Below are 19,345 nucleotides of genomic sequence, written 5' to 3' on the forward strand. Positions count from 1 at the left end.
AAGTCGCACATTGCGTAATCTAGCGAATTCCATCCGCCCTTTCAAACAACTTTTTACACCAACAGCGACGAAATAGAGTTAGTTTGTATTGAGTTTAAATTTCCTATCAAACTGCTGTACGAAGACGTACAATTTTCGCCACAGGGGGCGCAAAATGACGGGACTTGAATATACATCTACAGAACTACCCACAATAAAACAACTGCAAAAAATGCGACAACTTCCCGGCGGTTTAGGCTGGGAACACATCGAAGCAAATCATTTAGCAGCAATCCCCGAACAACGCGACAATTACCACGAAGTTCTCCTAATTCCCCGACTCCAGCGCCAACTGCGAGAAATCAACCTCGACGACAACGGACAACCCTGGCTAGACGAACGCCGCATCAACCAAGCCATCAGCCAACTGCAAAACCTCGGCCCCGGTAAACTGATGGAGAAAAACGAAACCCTGACAAAACTCCTCCTCACAGGCGTGAAAGTCGAAGGACTCACAGGTAAACAAATTACCATCAACCTGATAGACTTCGACCACCCGGAACGCAACGACTACCTCGCCATCAGCCAATTCCGCATCGACCCACCGGGAGTAAAAGGCCCCAAAGGTCACTACCGCCCCGATATCATTTTGTTTGTCAACGGTATTCCCCTCGTCGTCATCGAATGCAAAGCCCCAGGTGCAGATATGCTCAAATCTGGGATTCAAGACTTACTACTTTACTCCAACCAACGCAACAGCCTACAACCCGAAGGAATTGAGCGGCTTTTTCACTACAACCAATTGATGATTTCCTGCACCTCCGGGCGGGCTGTTGTGGGTACGGTGGGGAGTCAACCCAAGCATTATCTCGAATGGAAAGACACCAGCCCCTTTGATTCCAGCTTCATCGCCCAGGTTTGTAGTCAGGATTTTAGTGTTGATTTGAGCGCTGAAGCACCCACTACGAACGAGGATTTAATTGATATATCGGGACTTAACCGCCGCCAGCAACTCATCGCCGGAATGCTTCACCCCGCCAACTTGCTGGACATCCTGCGCCACTACATCCTGTTCACAACCAAACACAACCGTCGCATCAAAATAGTCCCGCGCTATCAACAATTTCGTGGCGTATCCAAAGCCATCGACCGCTTGCTACACGGTAAAACCAAAACAGAACACGGGAACCAAGACCAGCGCGGCGGTATTATCTGGCACTACCAAGGCTCTGGTAAAAGCTTGGATATGGTGTTTATCCTCCGCAAACTGCGGACAATTCCCCAACTTCAACAGTTTAAAGCTGTCATCGTTACCGATCGCACAGATTTAGAAGACCAACTATCAGAAACAGCAACCCTTTCCGGTCAAACTTTGCAAGTCTCCCAAAACATCAAAGATTTAGCGAAGAAACTGCGACAAACAGGGCCGGGTATTGTTTTTGGGATGGTTCAGAAATTTAACAAAATTAATCAACGCAAAGACCTCTCCTACGAGGAGAGGGAGGAGCATGAAAATCAAGATTCAAAGCCTCTCTCCGCTTCGGGGAGAGGTTTGGAGAGGGGTGAAACCGCAGACCTCTCCCACCCAGCCTCCCTCTCCTACGAGGAGAGGGAGGAGCATGAAAATCAAGATTCAAAGCCTCTCTCCGCTTCGGGGAGAGGTTTGGAGAGGGGTCTTAATATCGAAAAATACGCTGATATTGATGAGCTAAACAATGCTCTCAATCCTTCCGAAAACATTTTACTATTAATTGACGAAGCTCACCGTTCCCACAGCAACACCCTTCACGCTTACCTTTCTAAAGCTTTACCCAACTGCGCCAAAATTGGTTTTACAGGAACTCCCATCATCTCAGCAAAGAAAAAGAAAACAAAAGACATCTTTGCTCATGACGAAAATCCTTATATTGATATCTACAGTATTCGGGATGCCCAAAAAGATAAAGTTACCGTTCCCATTTTCTACGAAGGGCTGGAAACAATGGGAGCAGTTAAAGGAGCCAGCACCCTAGACCAACTTTTTGAGGTGCTATTTCAAGATTATACCGCAGAAGAACGGGCTGCGATTAAATCCAAATACGCCGGAAAAAGGAACGTCCTCAACGCTAAAGAACTGATGAGGGACAAGGCTAGACATATCTTACGCCACTATGTCACCCGGATCATGCAGGGTAAATTTAAAGCTCAAGTAGCGGCTAGCGATCGCCAAGCTTGCGTTTTGTACCAGCAATATCTTACCGCAGCCAAAGACGAACTGATTCAAGAATTAGAATCAAATGCCGTGATTCTGCAAAATCTGAAATTAGAATCAGCACCAGCCGAATACCGCACCCTTGTACAAGCTTATCCTTACCTAGATACCATCAAACGCTTAGAATTTGCGGCGATTATCTCCGCCAACAGCAAACAAGACCCCCAAGCCTGGAAACAATGGACGGATGAAAACAACCATACCACTTACAAAAACCGTTTCTGGAAAAGCTTAGATGAAGACGGTTTAGCTTTTTTAATTGTGAATAATAAACTCTTGGTAGGCTTCGACGCACCTTTAGAACAAGTGCTATATGTAGACCGCAGCTTAGTAGAACATGATTTATTACAAGCGAGCGCTCGTACTAATCGCACCGCCGAAGGTAAAACCTATGGTTTAATTGTAGACTATTACGGTATCGATATCGCCGCCGCCATGAGTGTCTACGATCAAGAAGATGTGGATGGTGCTTGGTTTGATATCCAAGAAGAACTACCCAAACTACACGAAGCCCATCAACGGGTAATGAATTTTTGGCAAGAACGCAACTTAAATATTGACGATGACAAAGAAGCTTGTGTAAATATCCTAAATCATGACGAGCGAGGGCGCGCAGAATTTTATCAACTTCTGCGCGAGTTTCTGCAAGCAATGGATGCCTTTTTACCTCGTCCCCAAGCTTTGCGCTACCTGAAGGATGCGAAAAAATTGGGAGAATTAAAGAAATTAGTCGATGATATTTTCCGAGATGAACGCCCAGAAGACGCGAAAGAAAAAGTTCAAGCGCTGATAGACCAACACATCCAATCTCAGGGGATTAACCTCAAAATTCCACCAGTAAATATTTTAGACTTGGACTTTGAGCAACGGGTACAACAAAGACATTCCGTGCAAACTCGTGCGGCCGAAATGGAACACGCTATCCGTTACCACATCCGCACCCATTTAGACGATGACCCAGTTTATTATCGCAACCTCAGCGACAAGCTAGAAGAAATTTTACAACGTTTGGGTGCAGATTGGAATGCGATCGCTACAGAATTTTTAACCTTAGCCCAAAAAGTCCGAGCCGAACAAACCGAAGTCAGCGAAAATCAACCATCAGCCCGAATTCGTCCTTTCTTCAATCTTCTCATCGATACGCTAGAGTCACCAACACCCGAAATTTTCACCCAACTACAAAACTTTACCACCGAACTGGTAGACTTTATCTACAATCAAAGTTATGTAATCGGCTTCTGGAACGACTTAGTAGCTAGAGATAATCTCCGCAAACAAATCTGGTTAAAATTAGAAGATTTAAATCTCTTCCCAGATCGTAAACTAGATGACTTAGCAGACCAAATTACCCAATTAGCCGAACGACACGATGCAAATCGAGAGCGATGAAAACCATTAATGTTGGAGAACTCTCTTTTGAACTGCGCGAAAGTCCCCGTCGTCGCACAGTTGAAATTACCATCGAACGCGACGGTAAATTAGTCTTAACAACACCACCTCAAGTCCCTCTCGAAAAACTAGGGGAAATTATTGAACAACGCCGCTTCTGGATTTACAGCAAACTGCTGAAAAAATCAGCTATCAAACAGCCAGCCGCCCAAAAAACTTATTTACCTGGCGAAGGCTTCCACTATTTAGGACGCAGCTATCGCCTGAAATTAGTAGACAGCGCAGACAACCCCCTTAGACTTTACCACGGACGCTTTGAACTTTTGCGATCGCATCAACTGCAAGGTCGAGATTTATTTATTCAGTGGTATCGCGGACATATTCCAGAGCATTTAGAATCAATTATTACATCAACTTCTAGCAGAATCGGCAAAGAACCGACTTCTATACAAGTGCGCGAACTCGGTAATCGTTGGGGTTCATGTAATCCCAAAGGTGATATTTATTTCCATTGGCGTATTGCTTTGCTTCCTAGTTCCATGATACAATATGTCGTCGTTTATGAAATGATTCACTTAATTCAACCCAACCACAATAGAGATTTTTGGGACAGGGTAGAGCGAATCTTACCTGACTGCGTAGATAGAAAAGAATGGTTAGCGAAAAACGGCGCAATTTTTAGTTTATAAAAGTGGAGAATAACGGATTCGAACCGATGGCCTCTGCGGTGCGATCGCAGCACTCTACCAACTGAGCTAATTCCCCAAAATCTGCGCCAAGTCAAGAGTAATATCACTCATTAACTCAATACATTATCACCATAGACTATTCTAACATTCAGTTACCGATTGCTGAGGCTGTTTTTGAGAATAAACCTTCTGCACCCGTTCCAGTTCCAACTCACTGAGATAATCAACAGTCCAGTTACAGCAGCGCTGGAGTATATGGAATGGGTAAGTATTCGCTACTCCCACAACTTGCATAAGCGATCGCTTCGCCGCTTCAATACCTGCTGGGGTATCTTCAATTGCCAGACACTCGTATGGTTGAAGATTCAATTGAGGATATTCTTTATTCAGGCGTTTCACTGCCAGTAGATAACCATCAGGTTCTGGTTTACTAGTAGTGATGTCATCACCCGCGACGATAATTTTAAAATGTTCAGCCAGTTTAGCACGATTGAGTATCAGTTCTATTTCTTCGCGAATAGCCCCACTGACTAATCCTAGTTTCAGATTCTGCGATCGCACCTGAAATATTAAGTCTTCTACACCTGGATATAAAGGCAGTTTCTTTATTTTTTCTAGTTCCACCACATAGGCTTGAGCTTTGCGGTATAGCAACTGAGTTAAATAGTTTTCGTTAGCTACTCTACCACGATTAGCGAGTAGTTGCTGAAAACAAGCGCGATCGCTGCGTCCAAGAGTTGCTTGACGCTCACTCACCTTTTGGGGTTGGAGATTTTCTTCAATGAGAATCTCATCTATCAGTTGCAGGTGGATTGGCTCATCGTTAATGATCACACCATTAAAATCAAAGAGAACTGCCTTTAAACTCATGCCATTATGCCAAATGCTGGAGAACCAAGTCCCTCCAAATCATTATTATCTATTGATGTGGGAGCGTACTGACGGATATTTTCGGTTGCTATTGGTTTAACGCCGCTAGTTACCTGATTTATCCACCATACATCCTGCGATCGCACAGCTTCAAATCCGACTGCCCCCATATTCGCGTCTATACTACCAGCAGCATACTCACGAATATATGGCTCCTCAAAAACATCATTAAGCCATTCTAACTGACGCAGAGTTTTTTGATTCCCATCCAGAATTAATACTTGCCCTCCAGTTACCAGCAACCGGAAGCTTTCCCGCAGAATTGCTAAGGAAACCGCGTCTGGTGTTTCGTGGAATAGCAAAGAAGCTGTCACTAAGTCAAATGTTGCATCACTCAAACCAGTTTTTTCAGCATTCCCGTGTCGCCAGACTATCTCTAAACCAGCATTTCTCGCTTTATCTTCTGCCCTTACCAGCATATAGGGTGATAAGTCCAAACCAATAACTTCTGCTTCTGGGAAAGCCTGTTTTAACATTAAAGTAGTGGAACCTGTGCCGCAGCCTAAATCGAGTATGCGTCGTGGTTTCACCTTCACAGCATCAACTAAAGCTTGACGGACAATACTTTCAGTCGGTGGTAGAACGTATTGCGTAATCGGATCGTAAGTAACTGCTGCACCGTAATTGAGATATCCGCCAGTAATCCCGTGAAAGTTTTGATTACTGTAGTATGGCGGAATTATCACATCATCTCGTCGATAGCGATCGCTCTCTTTCTCCCAATCAATACTATCAGCGTAACGCTTCAAGCCTTCCTCATCAATCAAAAGACGCACTACAGGCGATAAAAAACGTTCCCAGATTGTATCTTGACGCACTGCCATGAGTATTGTATTTGAACTTGAGTGATTTTCTTTACAAATTTTAATACATTTGGGAAACATCTGCTTTCTCGGAGCGATCGGCTTGACGTTTGTAATTCATATTGTTACATTTGTAGCATAAAGGTGGTACTCGCTAAAAGTAGTTATTTAGCTTTACGAAAATTGAGCGAGCCAAATGAAAGACAATACAACATTTAAATTGCTACAACTAAGTAGGGTAAGCAAGTTCGTAGTAAGGACTTTATTTTTTATATTCTAAGCACTAAAGTCCTTACTACAAACCCAAAAAATAGCTTGAGAAGTACTAAATAATAGGTTATAAACCATAGCGACAATTATCAGTATCATCTGCCCAATCTAAAATTAAAAATCCAAAATAGAAACAATTATGCCCTACGAAAAGTTAGAAATTACCGCACCAGCACCCGTTTTATCTTGGGCAAATCACTCTTTGGGGTCAGAAGAAACCAAGATGGCCAAGAATGTAGCATCATTACCATTTGTATTTAAGCACGTGGCATTAATGCCAGATGTTCACTTAGGAAAAGGTGCCTTAGTTGGTTCTGTAATTGCGACGAAAGAGGCAATTATACCAGCTGCTGTAGGTGTGGATATTGGTTGTGGTATGAGCGCTATCAAAACAGTATTTACCGCCGAACAACTAGAAGGTAAACTCAAGAAAATCCGCTTGGATATTGAAGCAGCAATTCCGACTGGATTCAACGAAAATAAAGACGTTGAAAAATCTGTTACCAACTGGCAACACTGGGATGATTTTAAAGACTTGCATCGCGGCGTGCAAGACCTACAAAGTAAAGCAATGAAACAGATGGGTTCTCTCGGTGGAGGAAATCACTTTATTGAAGTGTGCCTCGATACAGAGAATCAAGTTTGGCTAATGCTGCATTCTGGTTCGCGCAACATCGGCAATAAACTAGCCCAATGTCATATTCATACAGCCAGAGAATTAGCAAAAATGGCAGGTAATAAATTGCCTGACCCTGATTTGGCTCACTTTGTCGCTGGTACGCCAGAATTCCAAGCATACTGGCACGATTTGCAATGGTCACAAAACTATGCGCGTGTCAACCGCGATGTGATGATGGCGCGTTTTAAGCACATAGTTGAAAAGCATTTAGTCGGTGGGAAGGCAACTAAAGCTTTATTGCAAGTTAATTGTCATCACAATTACGCTGAAAAAGAAGTCCATTTTGACGAGGATGTATACGTTACTCGTAAAGGTGCAGTCCGCGCCCAGACTGAAGACTATGGGATTATTCCTGGTTCGATGGGCGCAAAGTCTTTCATCGTCAAAGGTAAAGGTAATGCTCAGAGTTTTTGTTCTTGTTCTCACGGTGCAGGACGTTTGATGTCTAGAAATAAGGCCAAAAACGTCTACACACTTGATGATTTAATAGAGCAAACAAATGGCGTAGAATGCCGCAAAGATGAAGGGGTATTAGATGAAATTCCTGGTGCTTATAAACCGATAGAGGAAGTTATGAGGAATCAAGCGGATTTGGTTGAGGTTGTAGCAACACTTAAGCAAGTTCTTTGTGTTAAAGGATAATTTTATCGGGTGGGTAATGCCCACCTTTTTTATTTTTTTAAACGCAAAGGCACGCTGAGTTAAGCGCAGAGGTACGCTGAGGAATAAATGATTGTTTTAAGTGAATCGACTGAATAAATAGAGGCATCTGTCAGCGCTAGTGAAAATAAGCTAATGACTGAGGCTGCCCAATTTACTGGTATAAGTCATATTCTTGCACTTGAATTGTGGAATAAGAGCAACAGTTCAGAATTCTGTTGGGTAATATAGTAGCAGAAGCGGATTCTCAATTGAGGGTAACAAATGCATTCAGAAACGGAAAGAATTTTTAGGGTTCTAGAAAGTTACAATGCAAATCTTCCTGACGTTCAGAAATTCTGGAACAATCTTTTTCTCTGGAATAGTGAAGAGCAAGGAAAATTCAACATTTGGAAGTTTTTAGTTTCCGAGGGCTTTGTTTATTCTACTGTTCAATCTACTAAGATAGATCGAGCAATTCAACATTAGCAGGATATTGAATCTAGAGGAACACCAACTGCTCAAGTAAAAGACTGTGAGTACGCTCCATATTGGAGAGAGCGCAAAGATAGAGTCCCTTCTTACGTACTAGAGCAGCGTGCAAATGTCTACCAAGCTCTAGCCTATTTCGTTAAACAGAATTTGCAAAACCCTGAAGTTTACGTACTTTATGATACTAGTTATACTGACTACAATTTTGAAGTTTATATTATTTTGGGTCAGACTTTAGACCGAGACTGGCTCTGTCTGATACCCACTGTTCCTGTCCAGGTTGAGTTCCAGGATACTGGTTCGTTGGATGTAAACGTTGAAGCTCTAACCTCTTGCAAATCTAAGAATTCAAATACACAGGACTTGTTTGAAAAGATAAACAAAATTCTTGCAAGGCTAGAACCTATCATAATTTATGGCTACTATTATGGCGGCTACAATTATACTTATAAGCATCGAATTCTTTGTACTACTTCATCCAATCAAATAAAAGCTATTAAATTAGGATTGAAAGCTAGTGGAATGTTTGCGGTTGATAAGTCGCTCTCAGAAATGATTAGTTATCCCAAAGGTGAGCAAGTCAGACAACTTATGCAAGAGACACTTGAAGGTTGTAGACGTTATACCATCAGTTTTTGGGAGAGTGGATATGCATACGATCTCGGTTATACTCAAACTGGCGATTGGCTTGGATTTAAGCATCGGTTTTGGTGTGAGTACAACCCATAAACCGAGCAAGGAATATATAGCATTCCAAAATTATTATAGTTTGTCCATCAAAAATTTAAGTGTAGGTATTATTTATTGTTAGCGCTATTCTACGACAAACTGCTGCTTGCTAATAGCGCTAACATTTAAATTTGGTGTCTTTTCAAAATTACATTGTCAAAGATTGAGGATTTGTCTCAATCAATTTCGCTAAATCTTGCAAGAACGCCGCAGCATGGGCACCGTAAATAATCCGGTGGTCAGAAGTAATATTCACCTGCATTTGTTGCCGCACGCCAAACAAACCATCTGCTGTTGCTACCACTTGCGGACGAGATGCCCCGATCGCTAAAATTGAACCTTGTCCAGGCGGTAAAATCGCATCAAATCTATCTACGCCAAACATCCCCAAATTGGACAGGGTAAAAGTACCACTGTTATATTCTTGGGGCTGTAGTTGTTTTGCCCTGGCACGTTCTACCAAAGACTTCCAAGTACGCGATAGAGAATATATATCCACTGCGTCGGCATTTTGCAGCACAGGCGTAATCAATCCGCCATCATCCATCGCTACTGCTACGGAAATGTTGATATCAGAATGATAAACAATGCCCTGCTCTGAGTAGCTAGCATTTAACAATGGGTGTTTTTGCAATGTCACCGCTACAGCTTTCGCCAGTAGCGCTGTCATTGTCACGCCTTTGGATTTAATTTGTTTATAAAGTTTGTCTAACCCATCAGTAGTAATTGTATAACCGACACGGAAGACGGGCACGGATATGGTAGCTACCATGTTCCGCACTACGGCATTTTGGAAGGTAGTTAGAGGTACGATTTGACCAGGAACAGCCGCTACTGTTGGCGTGGGTGCTGGTGTCCGAGGTGCTGGGGGTGCAACTGGGGCGCTGGTTGGTACGGGTGCTGCTGGGGCAACTGGGGCAGGAGCGGGTTGCTTGCCCTGATTGGACAATGCTTCTACATCCTCGGCGACAATGCGGCCGTGGGGGCCACTACCTTGGAGTGTAGTTAAATCAACTTTCAGTTCTTTAGCTAACTTGCGGGCACGGGGTGAAGCTACCAGCCTTCCTTCTTTGTGGTTAGACCCGTTTTGAGACGCTAAGGCAGGTGTTGCAGCTGAGGCTGTACCGGCGGGGATTGGTTCCGGGGAAGAGGTAGTAGTAGCAGCCGCACCACCGGAATTGGCCAGAGATTTCGCCTGTTCAATTTCAGCTTCCGTTTCGGCGATGAAGGCGATCGCAGATCCTACCGGGGCAGTTTCACCAGCTTCAACTATGATATGTGCCAGAAATCCCTCATAGAAGGTTTCTACATCCATATCTGCCTTATCTGACTCTACAACCACCACTGTTTCGCCTTTTTCCACTTTGTCCCCTGGCGATTTCACCCAGGAGACAATTTTGCCTTCCGTCATGGTGGAACTCAGCGCCGGCATAAATACTTCGTGAATGCTCATAGGGTGGTTTGGGAATCAATGGTTTATGGACTTTAACAGCTTTTGTCAGATCGAATTGTATCTTGGTGGGAGAGTTTTAGACAGTTTATATTTTAGGTTGGGCATTGGGCGTTGGGCATTAGCTTTTGACTAATGACTAATCGATTGACTTTCGGAACCTAAATATGGCTTAGAGGTCTATAATACAGACCTATACTCAATGGTTAGCCAATATCTCGATCTCGTTTTAGTCATTGACTTGCAAAAACCACCATGACTTTCTCACAGATTAAATGGAATTACTATTTATATTCCTCATAACCACTACTTAAGATACAAGAGCTTCTCACGGATAGAGGATATGGGATGCAGTTCAATCTAGAATTCAAAATTGGTAATAAACCTATTTGAAATTCCTGTTTACTTTTATGTCAGCAAAGCTGAAATTCTTTTTGATTGTGATATTAAGTATCTCTGCCACGGCTGGTGCTGGAGTTTATATTATTCAGCACCAGCAATCTGCACCGATTGTTGAGACTAGTGATGAGCAAACCCAGCAGGTGGGAGCAATACATCAGTCTCAGGAAGTTGCAGCATTCTCAGAACGTTCCGATTATCAAACTATACCTTTAGAAAAGCTCAACTCATCTCTCCAAGGTAGTAATCCTACTACCCTCGCCCTGAATGCCTTTGAGGACATAGCAGTGGGAGGAACGCGAAAGATAGAGGTAGCTTATCCGCAACAAAACCAGGCGTTGGTGACGATTACGCAAATCAAGCAGGGTGATAATTCAGTTGGGACGGTTAAATATCGAGCTGAGATGACAAGCTTTGGGCGATCGCTTTTTATTAGCTCACCTCCAGTGTGGCAAATTGTTTGGGCTGGCTCCCAGGCAGAATGTTGGGCTGGGAGCCGCTCCAAACTCAAGTTAAATCACATCTGTCATTAGTCATTGGTCATAAAACAAATGACAAAGGACAAATGAAAAATTTAAATGTCGCCACGAATTTCTTCGACAACGCCATCGCGCAGAACGATTTCGACCTGCATTTTGCTAATCAGGTTATCACCGATTTCTACCCGGAAAAAGCCTTCCATTTGAAATTGGTTGACTTCCTGATCTTGCTGGAGAAACTGAACTTGCTGGAGGTTTTGCAGCAACTGATTTTTCTGCTCTAAAAATTCACTTTTCTTTTGATTGACTTGGAGTTGGATATTGTCAATTTGTTGGAGGGTCTGGGGGCCAGGTGGTTGCAGACTCTGCTTTTGAATTGCTGCGATCGCTCTTTGTCCTTCAACGTCTAGCTGTTGCAGTTGCTGGTCAAGTTGATTGATTTGCGTTTGCAGCTGCTGTTGTACTTCCTCTTTCCAGAGGGGAGTAACAATAACTTTGACGTTAACGACGCGTTTCAGGAGCAAATTAGATTTGGAGACATCCATAAATATTTCACGTTCACTCTTTACAGTTAGCAGGTGGAATCATCAGGCAAACATGCCGTCAATAATATCGCGATAGCGTTCCGTGACGATGTGTCGTCGAACTTTCAGTGTTTGTGTCATCAAACCATTTTCTATGGAAAACGGTTCTAGAATGAGTTTGAACGTTCCGATGCGGTCATCCGGTCGATAACCTGGACGATTTTGTACTTCCCGATTTAATTCTTGGCGAAATAAATCCTGGATTATTTTACTCTCGAAGTCAATTTTTTGACTATCTGAGGAAGTCACGCGATCATTGGGCGTATCCAGTATCTGATTCTGGCTGGCTGCCCATTTTTCTATGGCTTCGACATTGGGGACAATCAAGGCTCCCAGGCTGCGCTGATCTTGGCCGACGAGCATAATTTGATCGATGTATGGCGATCGCAAACACGCATCTTCGATCGGCTGTGGCTCGATGTTTTCCCCGTTGGTCAATACAATCGTATCCTTCGCCCTGCCAGTCAGCACCAAATCGTCTTGTGGTGTCAGCCAACCCAAATCGCCGCTATCAAACCAACCTTCGGCGTCAATTGCTTTCGCTGTCGCTTCGGGATTTTGGTAATAGCCTTGCATAATCTGCGGCCCCCTCAACAATACTAAGCCTCGCTTCTCTATTGGTAAAGGCGCTTTTGTCTCAGGATCGACGATTTTAGCTTCTGTAGCGGGTAGTGGTAGCCCTGATGCACCAATCAAATTTCGCCAAGGACGCCGAACGTGGGTAACAGGAGAAGTTTCTGTCAAGCCATAGCCTTGCAAAATCTGCACACCAATAATTTCAAAGAAGTTATCTATGTGTCTGGGAAGCGCACCGCCGCCGCTAATCATTTGCTTAACTTGTCCTCCTGTGGCTTCCCGAACTTTGGCATAAACCAGTCGTTCTCCCAAGGCATGGAGGGGTAATAAAGCTGATGTTTGTATCCTAGCTGCTAATTGTTCGATGGCTGAAGCATGAAGATTATTTAAATCCAATCCCTGAGCAGTTCGCCGCGCTTTGATATATTTTTCGCTAATGCCCAATAAAAAGTTAACTAGGCGTTGCTTGTTCGCTGGTTGTTCACGAAACTGCTTTTGCACTCCTTCATAAATCGATTCCCACAGGCGGGGTACACCCACCATGTAGTTGGGTTTAAATTGTCTCAAATCCCCTTTTACGGAGCGCAAATTAGTATAAACTTGTGTACAACCTTGAGATAGTAGGTAATATTCAACAGTTCGTTCGTAGCTGTGCCACGAAGGTAGGATGCTGAGAACCATATCGCCCACGTTTGGTTGCAATACTGTGCCAAAACTGATCACTTGGTGCATCAAGTTGTTATAAGACAGCATTACACCCTTGGGTTTGCCTGTAGTGCCAGAGGTGTAAATTAGAGTTGCCAGAGCGTCACGATTTTGCTTGACTGGCACAAAATGATGATTTACCCCAATTTCGAGTAACTGTGTAAAGTTCAGCACCTTTAGGATTTCGTCTGTTGGTGGTGCTTCATCGGAAAGTAAGATTACCACCTGAATTGGTAAATCTTTGAGGCGGTCTTGTAGTTTTTTAAGTGTCTTTAAATCCTCAACTACGATCGCTGTACTGCCGCTATTTGCGATGATAAACAGCAGTTCTTCTTTATCAGCTTGGGCGCTACGCACGGCATCAACTGCTCCAGCCGTCATTATGCCTTGATCGGCAATAAACCAGCGAGGACTATTGTCAGCAATCAGGGAAATGCGATCGCCTACTTTTACTCCCAACCCCTGTAACCCAGCAGCAAATAATTGCATTTGCTCTGCTAGCTGGGTATAAGTAATTACTACCTCTGGTTTACTGTGAGGGCTACGGAGGGCGACAACATCACCAAATTGTTGAGCTGCTAAAGGCCAAATTTCTGGCAGTGATTCCACATTTGTGTAATCTACCAACCGCTTTAATGCCTGGCGTTCTCGCTCACTGATGTTAGATAAAAAAGAAGACGCGGTTTGGGTTTTTGACATAACACCTTACCTAAAGATTTTAAACTGATTATTTTCCAGCTTATTTTGTTATTCCGCTACAATAACCATCCTTATTATCCACATTCCCTTGTGTGTATGATCATTCCAGGAATTCCACGTTTATATTTACAAAAATTTATGTTAAAGTTGATTTACATAGAGTGCAAGCAATGATTGTGTTTGCATCTCAGAACTGCGATGTCTACGACTGGCTACGCCTATATTTCACAGGAGATGATTACCTATGAATTTTATCGACGGCATAATGCTAACGTTGCTCAATATTGTTGCTTGCATGGTGTTGCCTAAGCTTTTAGCTATTCTTCTGGCTGATAAAACCAAACTTACTGAACTGTTACCGAATGGTTCCAAATTACAAGCAGCCAGAGTCAAACTTACCAGTTTTCCTTATTGTACAGCTTACGTGCTGACAGGTAGCCAATACTGTAAATTTAGTCCTGATTTCTGTGCCAAGTGTTCTCCGAATTAATGGACTGTTTGCAAGTAAAAATTCCTCAGTACTTCCGACAACCAGCTATTCAATTAACTCTTCAACACAAATTCATTCTAATTTCGACAGGCTAAGATCCCCGATTTCTTGAAGAAGTCGGGGATATTTTTCTTCGTAACTCCTGCACGGATTTGGGAAAATAATGAGTGTGCTAAGTACCTGGGTGAGAAAATTTACAACTATGTCATTGCGTTCGCCCTTGGCGTTCCCGCAGGGTACGTAACGAAGTGGAGTGTTCGCGTAGCGTGTCGTAGATAAGCAATCACAAGGTTTTCAGCGTTTTTACTTTTCGTTACATAGTTAGGTTTATTTGTGTCTAGCTACTTAACTGTGACCTTCTACTTGTTGTTGTTTTAATGAAAAACGAGAGTTTGATTATTTATTTGTTATTGCTTTAGTTCTTTTAGGTCTGACGATAATAAAAAATGCCAGCAAAGTAAAAACTAACATTTGCCAAGTTACCAAATTCCAGCCACCAAGATGCCAGCATAATAGACCAATGCTAGTACCTATAGCACCGCCAATAAAATAGCTCGTCATGTAAACTGTGTTGATGCGACTATTCGATTGAGCATCGAGAGTGTATATCCTTGCGACATTGGTGACTTGGACTGCCTGTACGCCTACATCTACTAACAATACAGCAACACCGATCGCGATCGCTGAATTAGAAGCAATTTTAGCAATTACTAAACTTGCAATCACGAGCGATACAGCAATAGTCAAGGAACGTTGGGAGTTACCTTGATCGGCTAGTTTACCAAAAACTGGTGCCATCAATGCACCTGCGATCGCTACAAAGCCATACATCCCAATTGTGTCAGATTCAAAATTAAAAGGCGGCCCGCTTAAATGGAAAGTTAGCGTTGTCCAAAATGAGCAAAATACACCAAACAATAACCCGCCAATTAAAGACGCTTCTCTTAATAATGAAAAACGTTGTAATTGTTGAATTGTTGATTTTAATAATTCCAAATAATAACCATTAAATTCATTTTCGACATTCGGCAAATATATCTGGAGTAAGAGAATAACAATTAAAATCATTATTGCCGAAAATCCATATACATAACGCCAATTCAACCATTCAGCAATATATCCACTAAAAACCCTTGCTCCTAAAACTCCAATCAATATACCAGTAAAAATGTTGCCTACGGTTTGGCCTGTAGTTACTCTATCTATACTTGCTGCTAAAGGAAGAATAATCTGAGCCGAGACTGTCGCAATCCCAATTGCTATGCTCAATATCCAAACTTCAATGATGTTTTGTGAAAACGTCATGGCTATCAACAAACAGAACAAACATATCAGTAAGCAAAGAATTAATTTTTTCTTGTTGATTTTATCGCCCAAGGGGATTAAAAAGAAAAGCCCAAAACCGTAACCAACTTGCGTCAGCACAGATATGCTACCCGCTTCGCCTTCACTGACTCCAAAAGATGATGCAATATCTTTGAGGATTGGCTGATTATAATAAACGTTAGCAACACAGACACCAGCTGCGATCGCCATAATCAGTACTTGGACTTTAGTTAATGGGTTACTTGAGATTTGTTTTTCCATTCAACCTAAAATTTATACAGGAAAAAACTGGTTTACAGTACAGCTAAAACCAGGCAATAAAGGAGAAATTATATTATCACTACTAAATAGGGTTTCTACCAACTTAAGTTGATTTTGTTCGCGTCGATAGACCTCTAGTTTACGCGATCGCCAATCAGCAATCCAATATTCTTTTACTCCTCTGGACGAATAAAGCTTAAGTTTAGCTTCCTTATCCCGTCTTTCGTCTGATTTGCTTTCAGACAAAACTTCGACTACTAAATCTGGTGCGCCAGTTAAATGTCCCGCTTCATCCAATGTTAGCGCCAAGGTTTCTTTAGTAGCCCAAACTACATCAGGAATCACATTATCTGATTCCGAAAACAAAACGCCGGGGTTGATTACAGCTTCCCCTAAACCACTAAAATCCGACCAAATGTTAAGCTGTTGGAAAATTCTGCCACAAGTTTGCTGATGTTTAAAGTGAGGTGCCCTGGTCATAAATAATTCTCCATCAACTATCTCGTAGCGCGTCCCTTCATTTTCTGGTAAAAGTTCCACATCGTGAATTGTCCAGCGTACTCCTGTATTAAGCATCTGACTCATCGGCTAACTCCTTTAATCTCGCTCTTGTATTTTAATCATAAGATTTAAGTTTAGCTTCCTTATCTATCTAGTTTTTCAAAAAATAAATATATGAGCAAATAGTAAGACTTAAACAAAATACACCAAATAGAATGCAAAACCAGCCACCTAATATAAGTGGGTTAGAATTGTCTTGAGTGAGCGTCAGAAATTTCTGTTGAGAATCGTTTAGAAAGGCATTAATTTTGTCAGCAAGTTTTTGTGCTGATGGTTGCCAGTATGAGGGTTGAGAAATGCGATAGTCTTCTCCATCCTTAATAACAGGGTTGACATAATATTGGTTCTCTCCACCATCATGAATTGCCTTAACTTCTACGCCCATCCACAAATCTAATTCAGAATAGATTTTTACAGAGGACTCCCACCAATCTCGATTAGCCAACTGACAATTGATGTGTTTTGGTGTTCGCTCACACGAGAAAGTTGTCATCTTCTCTGGTGCAGATATTAACTTGACTCCAAATGCAATAAGCGAAACACAAAAAAGCAAATATATAAAGTTAAAGCAATGCATTGATTTTGGCATATTTGAGAGTTTTGATTTCTCTCTCACGTTCATTTTATTGTCATTCATAACGAACCAATGATTGTTTTGGTTTGTATTACTCGTCCTAAGCAAATCATCACTTGCGATTTTCGCGCCGCCACTTACTCCGTAATAAACGAATTTCATCAAAAGTATAGCTTTCACCTAGTTGCTCTTTGATAGGAGTGAGGGAAATATCGCCGAGTACTTCTAAAACTTGCCAAATTTTTTGTTGATGTTCTAGAGGTATTAATTGATTTAAATCAACTGGCTGATTTTTCTCAATTAGTTTTTCTAGATGATTGCTAACTGTTGCCGGACTAAGGTTGCGTTTTTGGGCGATTTGAGCAATATTTAAACCTTGTTGATGTAATTGTAATGTCTGTAATTCAGTGTAAGAAGATGAGTTGGGAGATGATACGGAAGTGGAAGTAACAGATTTATTTTGCAAACCTTTTTCTTGGCGGTAGGCGCGAATTTCTGTAATAAACTTTTCGCCATATTGAGCGAGTTTGTGACTACCTACACCAGAAAGTTTGGCAAATTCAGCTAACGTTTGGGGTTGCACCTGCACCATCACTTTTAAAGTGGAATCGTGGAAGATTACATAAGGTGGTACAGATTGTTCATCAGCTAATTGTTTACGTAGCGATCGCAATTTCTGTAATAATACTTCTGCCTCTTCAGCTTTTTCACTCCCCTGTTCCCAGGTAATCTTTTGGACTGTGGTTACAGCTAGCGAAACTGTGCGTTGTTTTCGCATTACTTCCCAACTCAGGGGGTTTAGTTTTAAAACTGAGTAACCATCGCTAGTTTGTTCTATTAACCCTTGATGTAAAAGCGATCGCCCCAACATTCGCCATTCATCTAGAGTTCTATCTTTACCAATACCGTAGGTAGAAAGTTTATCGTGTTCGTACTGGATAATTTTATCTTTTTTTGCCCCCCGCAACACATCAATTATGTGTAGCATCCCAAATCTTTCTTTGCAACGCGCCACACAAGACAAAAACTTCATGGCTTCAATTGTCCAATCTTGCATCGGTTTGGGATGACGACAATTGTCACAGTTACCGCAATTTCCAGGAAATCTTTCGCCAAAATAACCCAGTTGAATCGTTCGCCGACAATCAGTGCCTTCAGCGTAATCGATCATCTGCCGCAGTTGTTGTTTAGCAATCAACTGTTCTTGAGGGTCAGTTTTTTGATCGATACTCCATTCAATTGTTTTAACATCACCAAAACTGAAAAATATTGTACACCGAGATGCTTCTCCATCTCTACCTGCCCGACCCGATTCTTGATAATAACTTTCGATATTTCTGGGCATATCAAAGTGAACTACTAACCGCACATCAGGTTTATTAATTCCCATCCCAAAGGCGACTGTTGCCACCATCACCCGGACATCATCTCGAATAAATCGTGTTTGATTACTACTACGTTCCTCATCAGTTAATCCGGCGTGATAAGGCAGAACAACAACTTTATCATTTTGCAGTTTAAAAGTGAGTTCATCAACTTTTTTCCGAGTCAAAGAATAAATAATTGTCGAACCTTCAGTTTCTCGAATTAGTTCCAACAATTCAGCGTAAGCATATTTAGTTTTAGGACGAACTTCGTAATAAAGATTTTCACGGTTAAAACTGGCGAGATGGATGCTAGGTTGCTTTAGCCCCAATTGTTGAATGATATCAGCACGGACGCGATCGGTTGCTGTGGCGGTGAGGGCGACGGTAGGAACATCAGGATAGCGTTTTCTCAGAGATTTTAACTGGCGATATTCTGGACGAAAATCGTGTCCCCATTCCGAAACGCAGTGCGCTTCATCAATAGCAAAGCTAGAAATACCGATTTTTTCTTTAACTAAATCGAGGAACGGTAGAAACCTTTCACTGAGGAGGCGTTCAGGGGCGACGTAGAGTAATTTTACTTTACCGCTAAGGATGGCTTCTTCCCGCGATCGCACTTTGTAAGCATTCAAACTACTATTGAGAAATGTCGCATTAATATTATTATTTCGCAGTGCTTCTACTTGGTCTTGCATCAAAGCAATTAACGGCGACACCACCACCGTTAGTCCATTTTTTAACAATGCTGGTAGCTGAAAACACAGAGATTTTCCCCCACCAGTCGGCATCACAACCATTAAATCTCGATTTTGCAGCGCATCTTCGATAATTTGCCGTTGTCCGGGGCGGAATCTGTCGTAACCGAAGTGATATTTTAGCGCTTGTTCGAGATGAGGATACTGAAGCATAGCGATCGCTTTTTCGGGGGCTGTCTGCGTGAGTAGTTATTAAAGATATCAGGATTTTAACTCACATCATCGGCAGCTTTGGTCAGACCATGCTTTCTCTACAGCGATGTCTACGA

15 protein-coding genes and 1 tRNA gene are annotated in these 19,345 nt (G+C 42.2%); 6 read left to right on the forward strand and 10 right to left on the reverse strand.

Annotated features, from left to right (window positions below):
- The first annotated feature begins 154 nt into the window (after positions 1 to 154).
- Together V7K62_RS17835 and V7K62_RS17840 are read left to right on the forward strand one after the other, a co-directional pair.
- Complete coding sequence (locus V7K62_RS17835) at positions 155 to 3,619, forward strand: type I restriction endonuclease subunit R (RefSeq protein ID WP_334866241.1); 3,465 nt, start codon at positions 155 to 157, stop codon at positions 3,617 to 3,619.
- Positions 3,616 to 4,308 carry a M48 family metallopeptidase gene (locus V7K62_RS17840; RefSeq protein WP_334866243.1) on the forward strand — a complete coding sequence of 231 codons (693 nt, stop codon included), beginning with the start codon at positions 3,616 to 3,618 and terminating at the stop codon, positions 4,306 to 4,308. The genes V7K62_RS17835 and V7K62_RS17840 overlap by 4 nt, the downstream gene beginning before the upstream one ends.
- A 3-nt stretch (positions 4,309 to 4,311) precedes the next feature.
- On the opposite strand, the gene V7K62_RS17845 is transcribed toward V7K62_RS17840, so the two are convergent.
- From V7K62_RS17845 to V7K62_RS17855, 3 genes are all read right to left on the reverse strand, one after another.
- A tRNA-Ala gene (locus tag V7K62_RS17845) sits at positions 4,312 to 4,384 on the reverse strand.
- A 65-nt stretch (positions 4,385 to 4,449) separates the two neighbouring features.
- Positions 4,450 to 5,178 (reverse strand): HAD family hydrolase, encoded by a 729-nt coding sequence (locus tag V7K62_RS17850; protein WP_334866245.1) that lies wholly within the window; start codon positions 5,176 to 5,178, stop codon positions 4,450 to 4,452.
- Positions 5,175 to 6,062 carry a class I SAM-dependent methyltransferase gene (locus tag V7K62_RS17855; protein WP_334866247.1) on the reverse strand — a complete coding sequence of 296 codons (888 nt, stop codon included), beginning with the start codon at positions 6,060 to 6,062 and terminating at the stop codon, positions 5,175 to 5,177. Before V7K62_RS17855 ends, V7K62_RS17850 begins: the two co-directional genes overlap by 4 nt.
- A gap of 388 nt (positions 6,063 to 6,450) precedes the next feature.
- On the opposite strand from V7K62_RS17855, the gene V7K62_RS17860 reads away from it, so the two are divergent.
- Both V7K62_RS17860 and V7K62_RS17865 read left to right on the forward strand, forming a co-directional pair.
- The gene (locus V7K62_RS17860) at positions 6,451 to 7,632 is read left to right on the forward strand and encodes an RtcB family protein (RefSeq protein ID WP_334866249.1); all 1,182 of its coding nucleotides are present in this window, start codon (positions 6,451 to 6,453) and stop codon (positions 7,630 to 7,632) included.
- Between the two features lie 639 nt (positions 7,633 to 8,271).
- Complete coding sequence (locus V7K62_RS17865) at positions 8,272 to 8,850, forward strand: hypothetical protein (protein WP_334866251.1); 579 nt, start codon at positions 8,272 to 8,274, stop codon at positions 8,848 to 8,850.
- A 148-nt stretch (positions 8,851 to 8,998) separates the two neighbouring features.
- Here V7K62_RS17865 and V7K62_RS17870 read toward each other — a convergent pair whose 3' ends face one another.
- Positions 8,999 to 10,303 carry a dihydrolipoamide acetyltransferase family protein gene (locus V7K62_RS17870; protein WP_334866253.1) on the reverse strand — a complete coding sequence of 435 codons (1,305 nt, stop codon included), beginning with the start codon at positions 10,301 to 10,303 and terminating at the stop codon, positions 8,999 to 9,001.
- A 407-nt stretch (positions 10,304 to 10,710) separates the two neighbouring features.
- Between V7K62_RS17870 and V7K62_RS17875 the strand changes: the two genes are divergently transcribed.
- The gene (locus tag V7K62_RS17875) at positions 10,711 to 11,232 is read left to right on the forward strand and encodes a hypothetical protein (RefSeq protein ID WP_334866255.1); all 522 of its coding nucleotides are present in this window, start codon (positions 10,711 to 10,713) and stop codon (positions 11,230 to 11,232) included.
- Between the two features lie 41 nt (positions 11,233 to 11,273).
- On the opposite strand, the gene V7K62_RS17880 is transcribed toward V7K62_RS17875, so the two are convergent.
- Positions 11,274 to 11,723: a YlqD family protein gene (locus V7K62_RS17880; RefSeq protein WP_012412623.1), complete on the reverse strand. Its 450-nt coding sequence runs from the start codon at positions 11,721 to 11,723 to the stop codon at positions 11,274 to 11,276.
- Between the two features lie 42 nt (positions 11,724 to 11,765).
- Positions 11,766 to 13,742, reverse strand: coding sequence for an AMP-dependent synthetase/ligase (locus V7K62_RS17885; protein WP_334866257.1), 1,977 nt, complete (start codon positions 13,740 to 13,742; stop codon positions 11,766 to 11,768).
- A gap of 244 nt (positions 13,743 to 13,986) precedes the next feature.
- Between V7K62_RS17885 and V7K62_RS17890 the strand changes: the two genes are divergently transcribed.
- Positions 13,987 to 14,232 (forward strand): hypothetical protein, encoded by a 246-nt coding sequence (locus V7K62_RS17890; RefSeq protein WP_334866259.1) that lies wholly within the window; start codon positions 13,987 to 13,989, stop codon positions 14,230 to 14,232.
- Positions 14,233 to 14,628: 396 nt separating this feature from the next.
- Here the strand turns inward: V7K62_RS17890 and V7K62_RS17895 are convergent, their stop codons facing one another.
- From V7K62_RS17895 to recQ, 4 genes are all read right to left on the reverse strand, one after another.
- Entirely contained in the window at positions 14,629 to 15,819 is a 1,191-nt protein-coding gene (locus V7K62_RS17895; RefSeq protein ID WP_334866261.1) for an MFS transporter, read from the reverse strand.
- A 12-nt stretch (positions 15,820 to 15,831) separates the two neighbouring features.
- Entirely contained in the window at positions 15,832 to 16,404 is a 573-nt protein-coding gene (locus V7K62_RS17900) for a Uma2 family endonuclease (protein ID WP_334866263.1), read from the reverse strand.
- Between the two features lie 67 nt (positions 16,405 to 16,471).
- The gene (locus V7K62_RS17905) at positions 16,472 to 17,134 is read right to left on the reverse strand and encodes a hypothetical protein (protein ID WP_334866409.1); all 663 of its coding nucleotides are present in this window, start codon (positions 17,132 to 17,134) and stop codon (positions 16,472 to 16,474) included.
- Positions 17,067 to 19,229 carry a DNA helicase RecQ gene (gene recQ / locus V7K62_RS17910; protein WP_334866265.1) on the reverse strand — a complete coding sequence of 721 codons (2,163 nt, stop codon included), beginning with the start codon at positions 19,227 to 19,229 and terminating at the stop codon, positions 17,067 to 17,069. Before recQ ends, V7K62_RS17905 begins: the two co-directional genes overlap by 68 nt.
- Between the last annotated feature and the right edge of the window lie 116 nt (positions 19,230 to 19,345).

Source organism: Nostoc sp. (assembly GCF_036917935.1).
Taxonomy (GTDB): Bacteria; Cyanobacteriota; Cyanobacteriia; order Cyanobacteriales; family Nostocaceae; genus Nostoc.

Bases quoted from the DNA above. Each gene is read 5' to 3' on its own strand.
- V7K62_RS17870 (WP_334866253.1), bottom strand. From the start codon at position 10,303: ATGAGCATTCACGAAGTATTTATGCCGGCGCTGAGTTCCACCATGACG.
- V7K62_RS17885 (WP_334866257.1), bottom strand. From the start codon at position 13,742: ATGTCAAAAACCCAAACCGCGTCTTCTTTTTTATCTAACATCAGTGAG.
- V7K62_RS17855 (WP_334866247.1), bottom strand. From the start codon at position 6,062: ATGGCAGTGCGTCAAGATACAATCTGGGAACGTTTTTTATCGCCTGTA.
- V7K62_RS17875 (WP_334866255.1), top strand. From the start codon at position 10,711: ATGTCAGCAAAGCTGAAATTCTTTTTGATTGTGATATTAAGTATCTCT.
- V7K62_RS17890 (WP_334866259.1), top strand. From the start codon at position 13,987: ATGAATTTTATCGACGGCATAATGCTAACGTTGCTCAATATTGTTGCT.
- V7K62_RS17895 (WP_334866261.1), bottom strand. From the start codon at position 15,819: ATGGAAAAACAAATCTCAAGTAACCCATTAACTAAAGTCCAAGTACTG.
- V7K62_RS17900 (WP_334866263.1), bottom strand. From the start codon at position 16,404: ATGAGTCAGATGCTTAATACAGGAGTACGCTGGACAATTCACGATGTG.
- recQ (WP_334866265.1), bottom strand. From the start codon at position 19,229: ATGCTTCAGTATCCTCATCTCGAACAAGCGCTAAAATATCACTTCGGT.
- V7K62_RS17880 (WP_012412623.1), bottom strand. From the start codon at position 11,723: ATGGATGTCTCCAAATCTAATTTGCTCCTGAAACGCGTCGTTAACGTC.
- V7K62_RS17835 (WP_334866241.1), top strand. From the start codon at position 155: ATGACGGGACTTGAATATACATCTACAGAACTACCCACAATAAAACAA.
- V7K62_RS17860 (WP_334866249.1), top strand. From the start codon at position 6,451: ATGCCCTACGAAAAGTTAGAAATTACCGCACCAGCACCCGTTTTATCT.
- V7K62_RS17850 (WP_334866245.1), bottom strand. From the start codon at position 5,178: ATGAGTTTAAAGGCAGTTCTCTTTGATTTTAATGGTGTGATCATTAAC.
- V7K62_RS17840 (WP_334866243.1), top strand. From the start codon at position 3,616: ATGAAAACCATTAATGTTGGAGAACTCTCTTTTGAACTGCGCGAAAGT.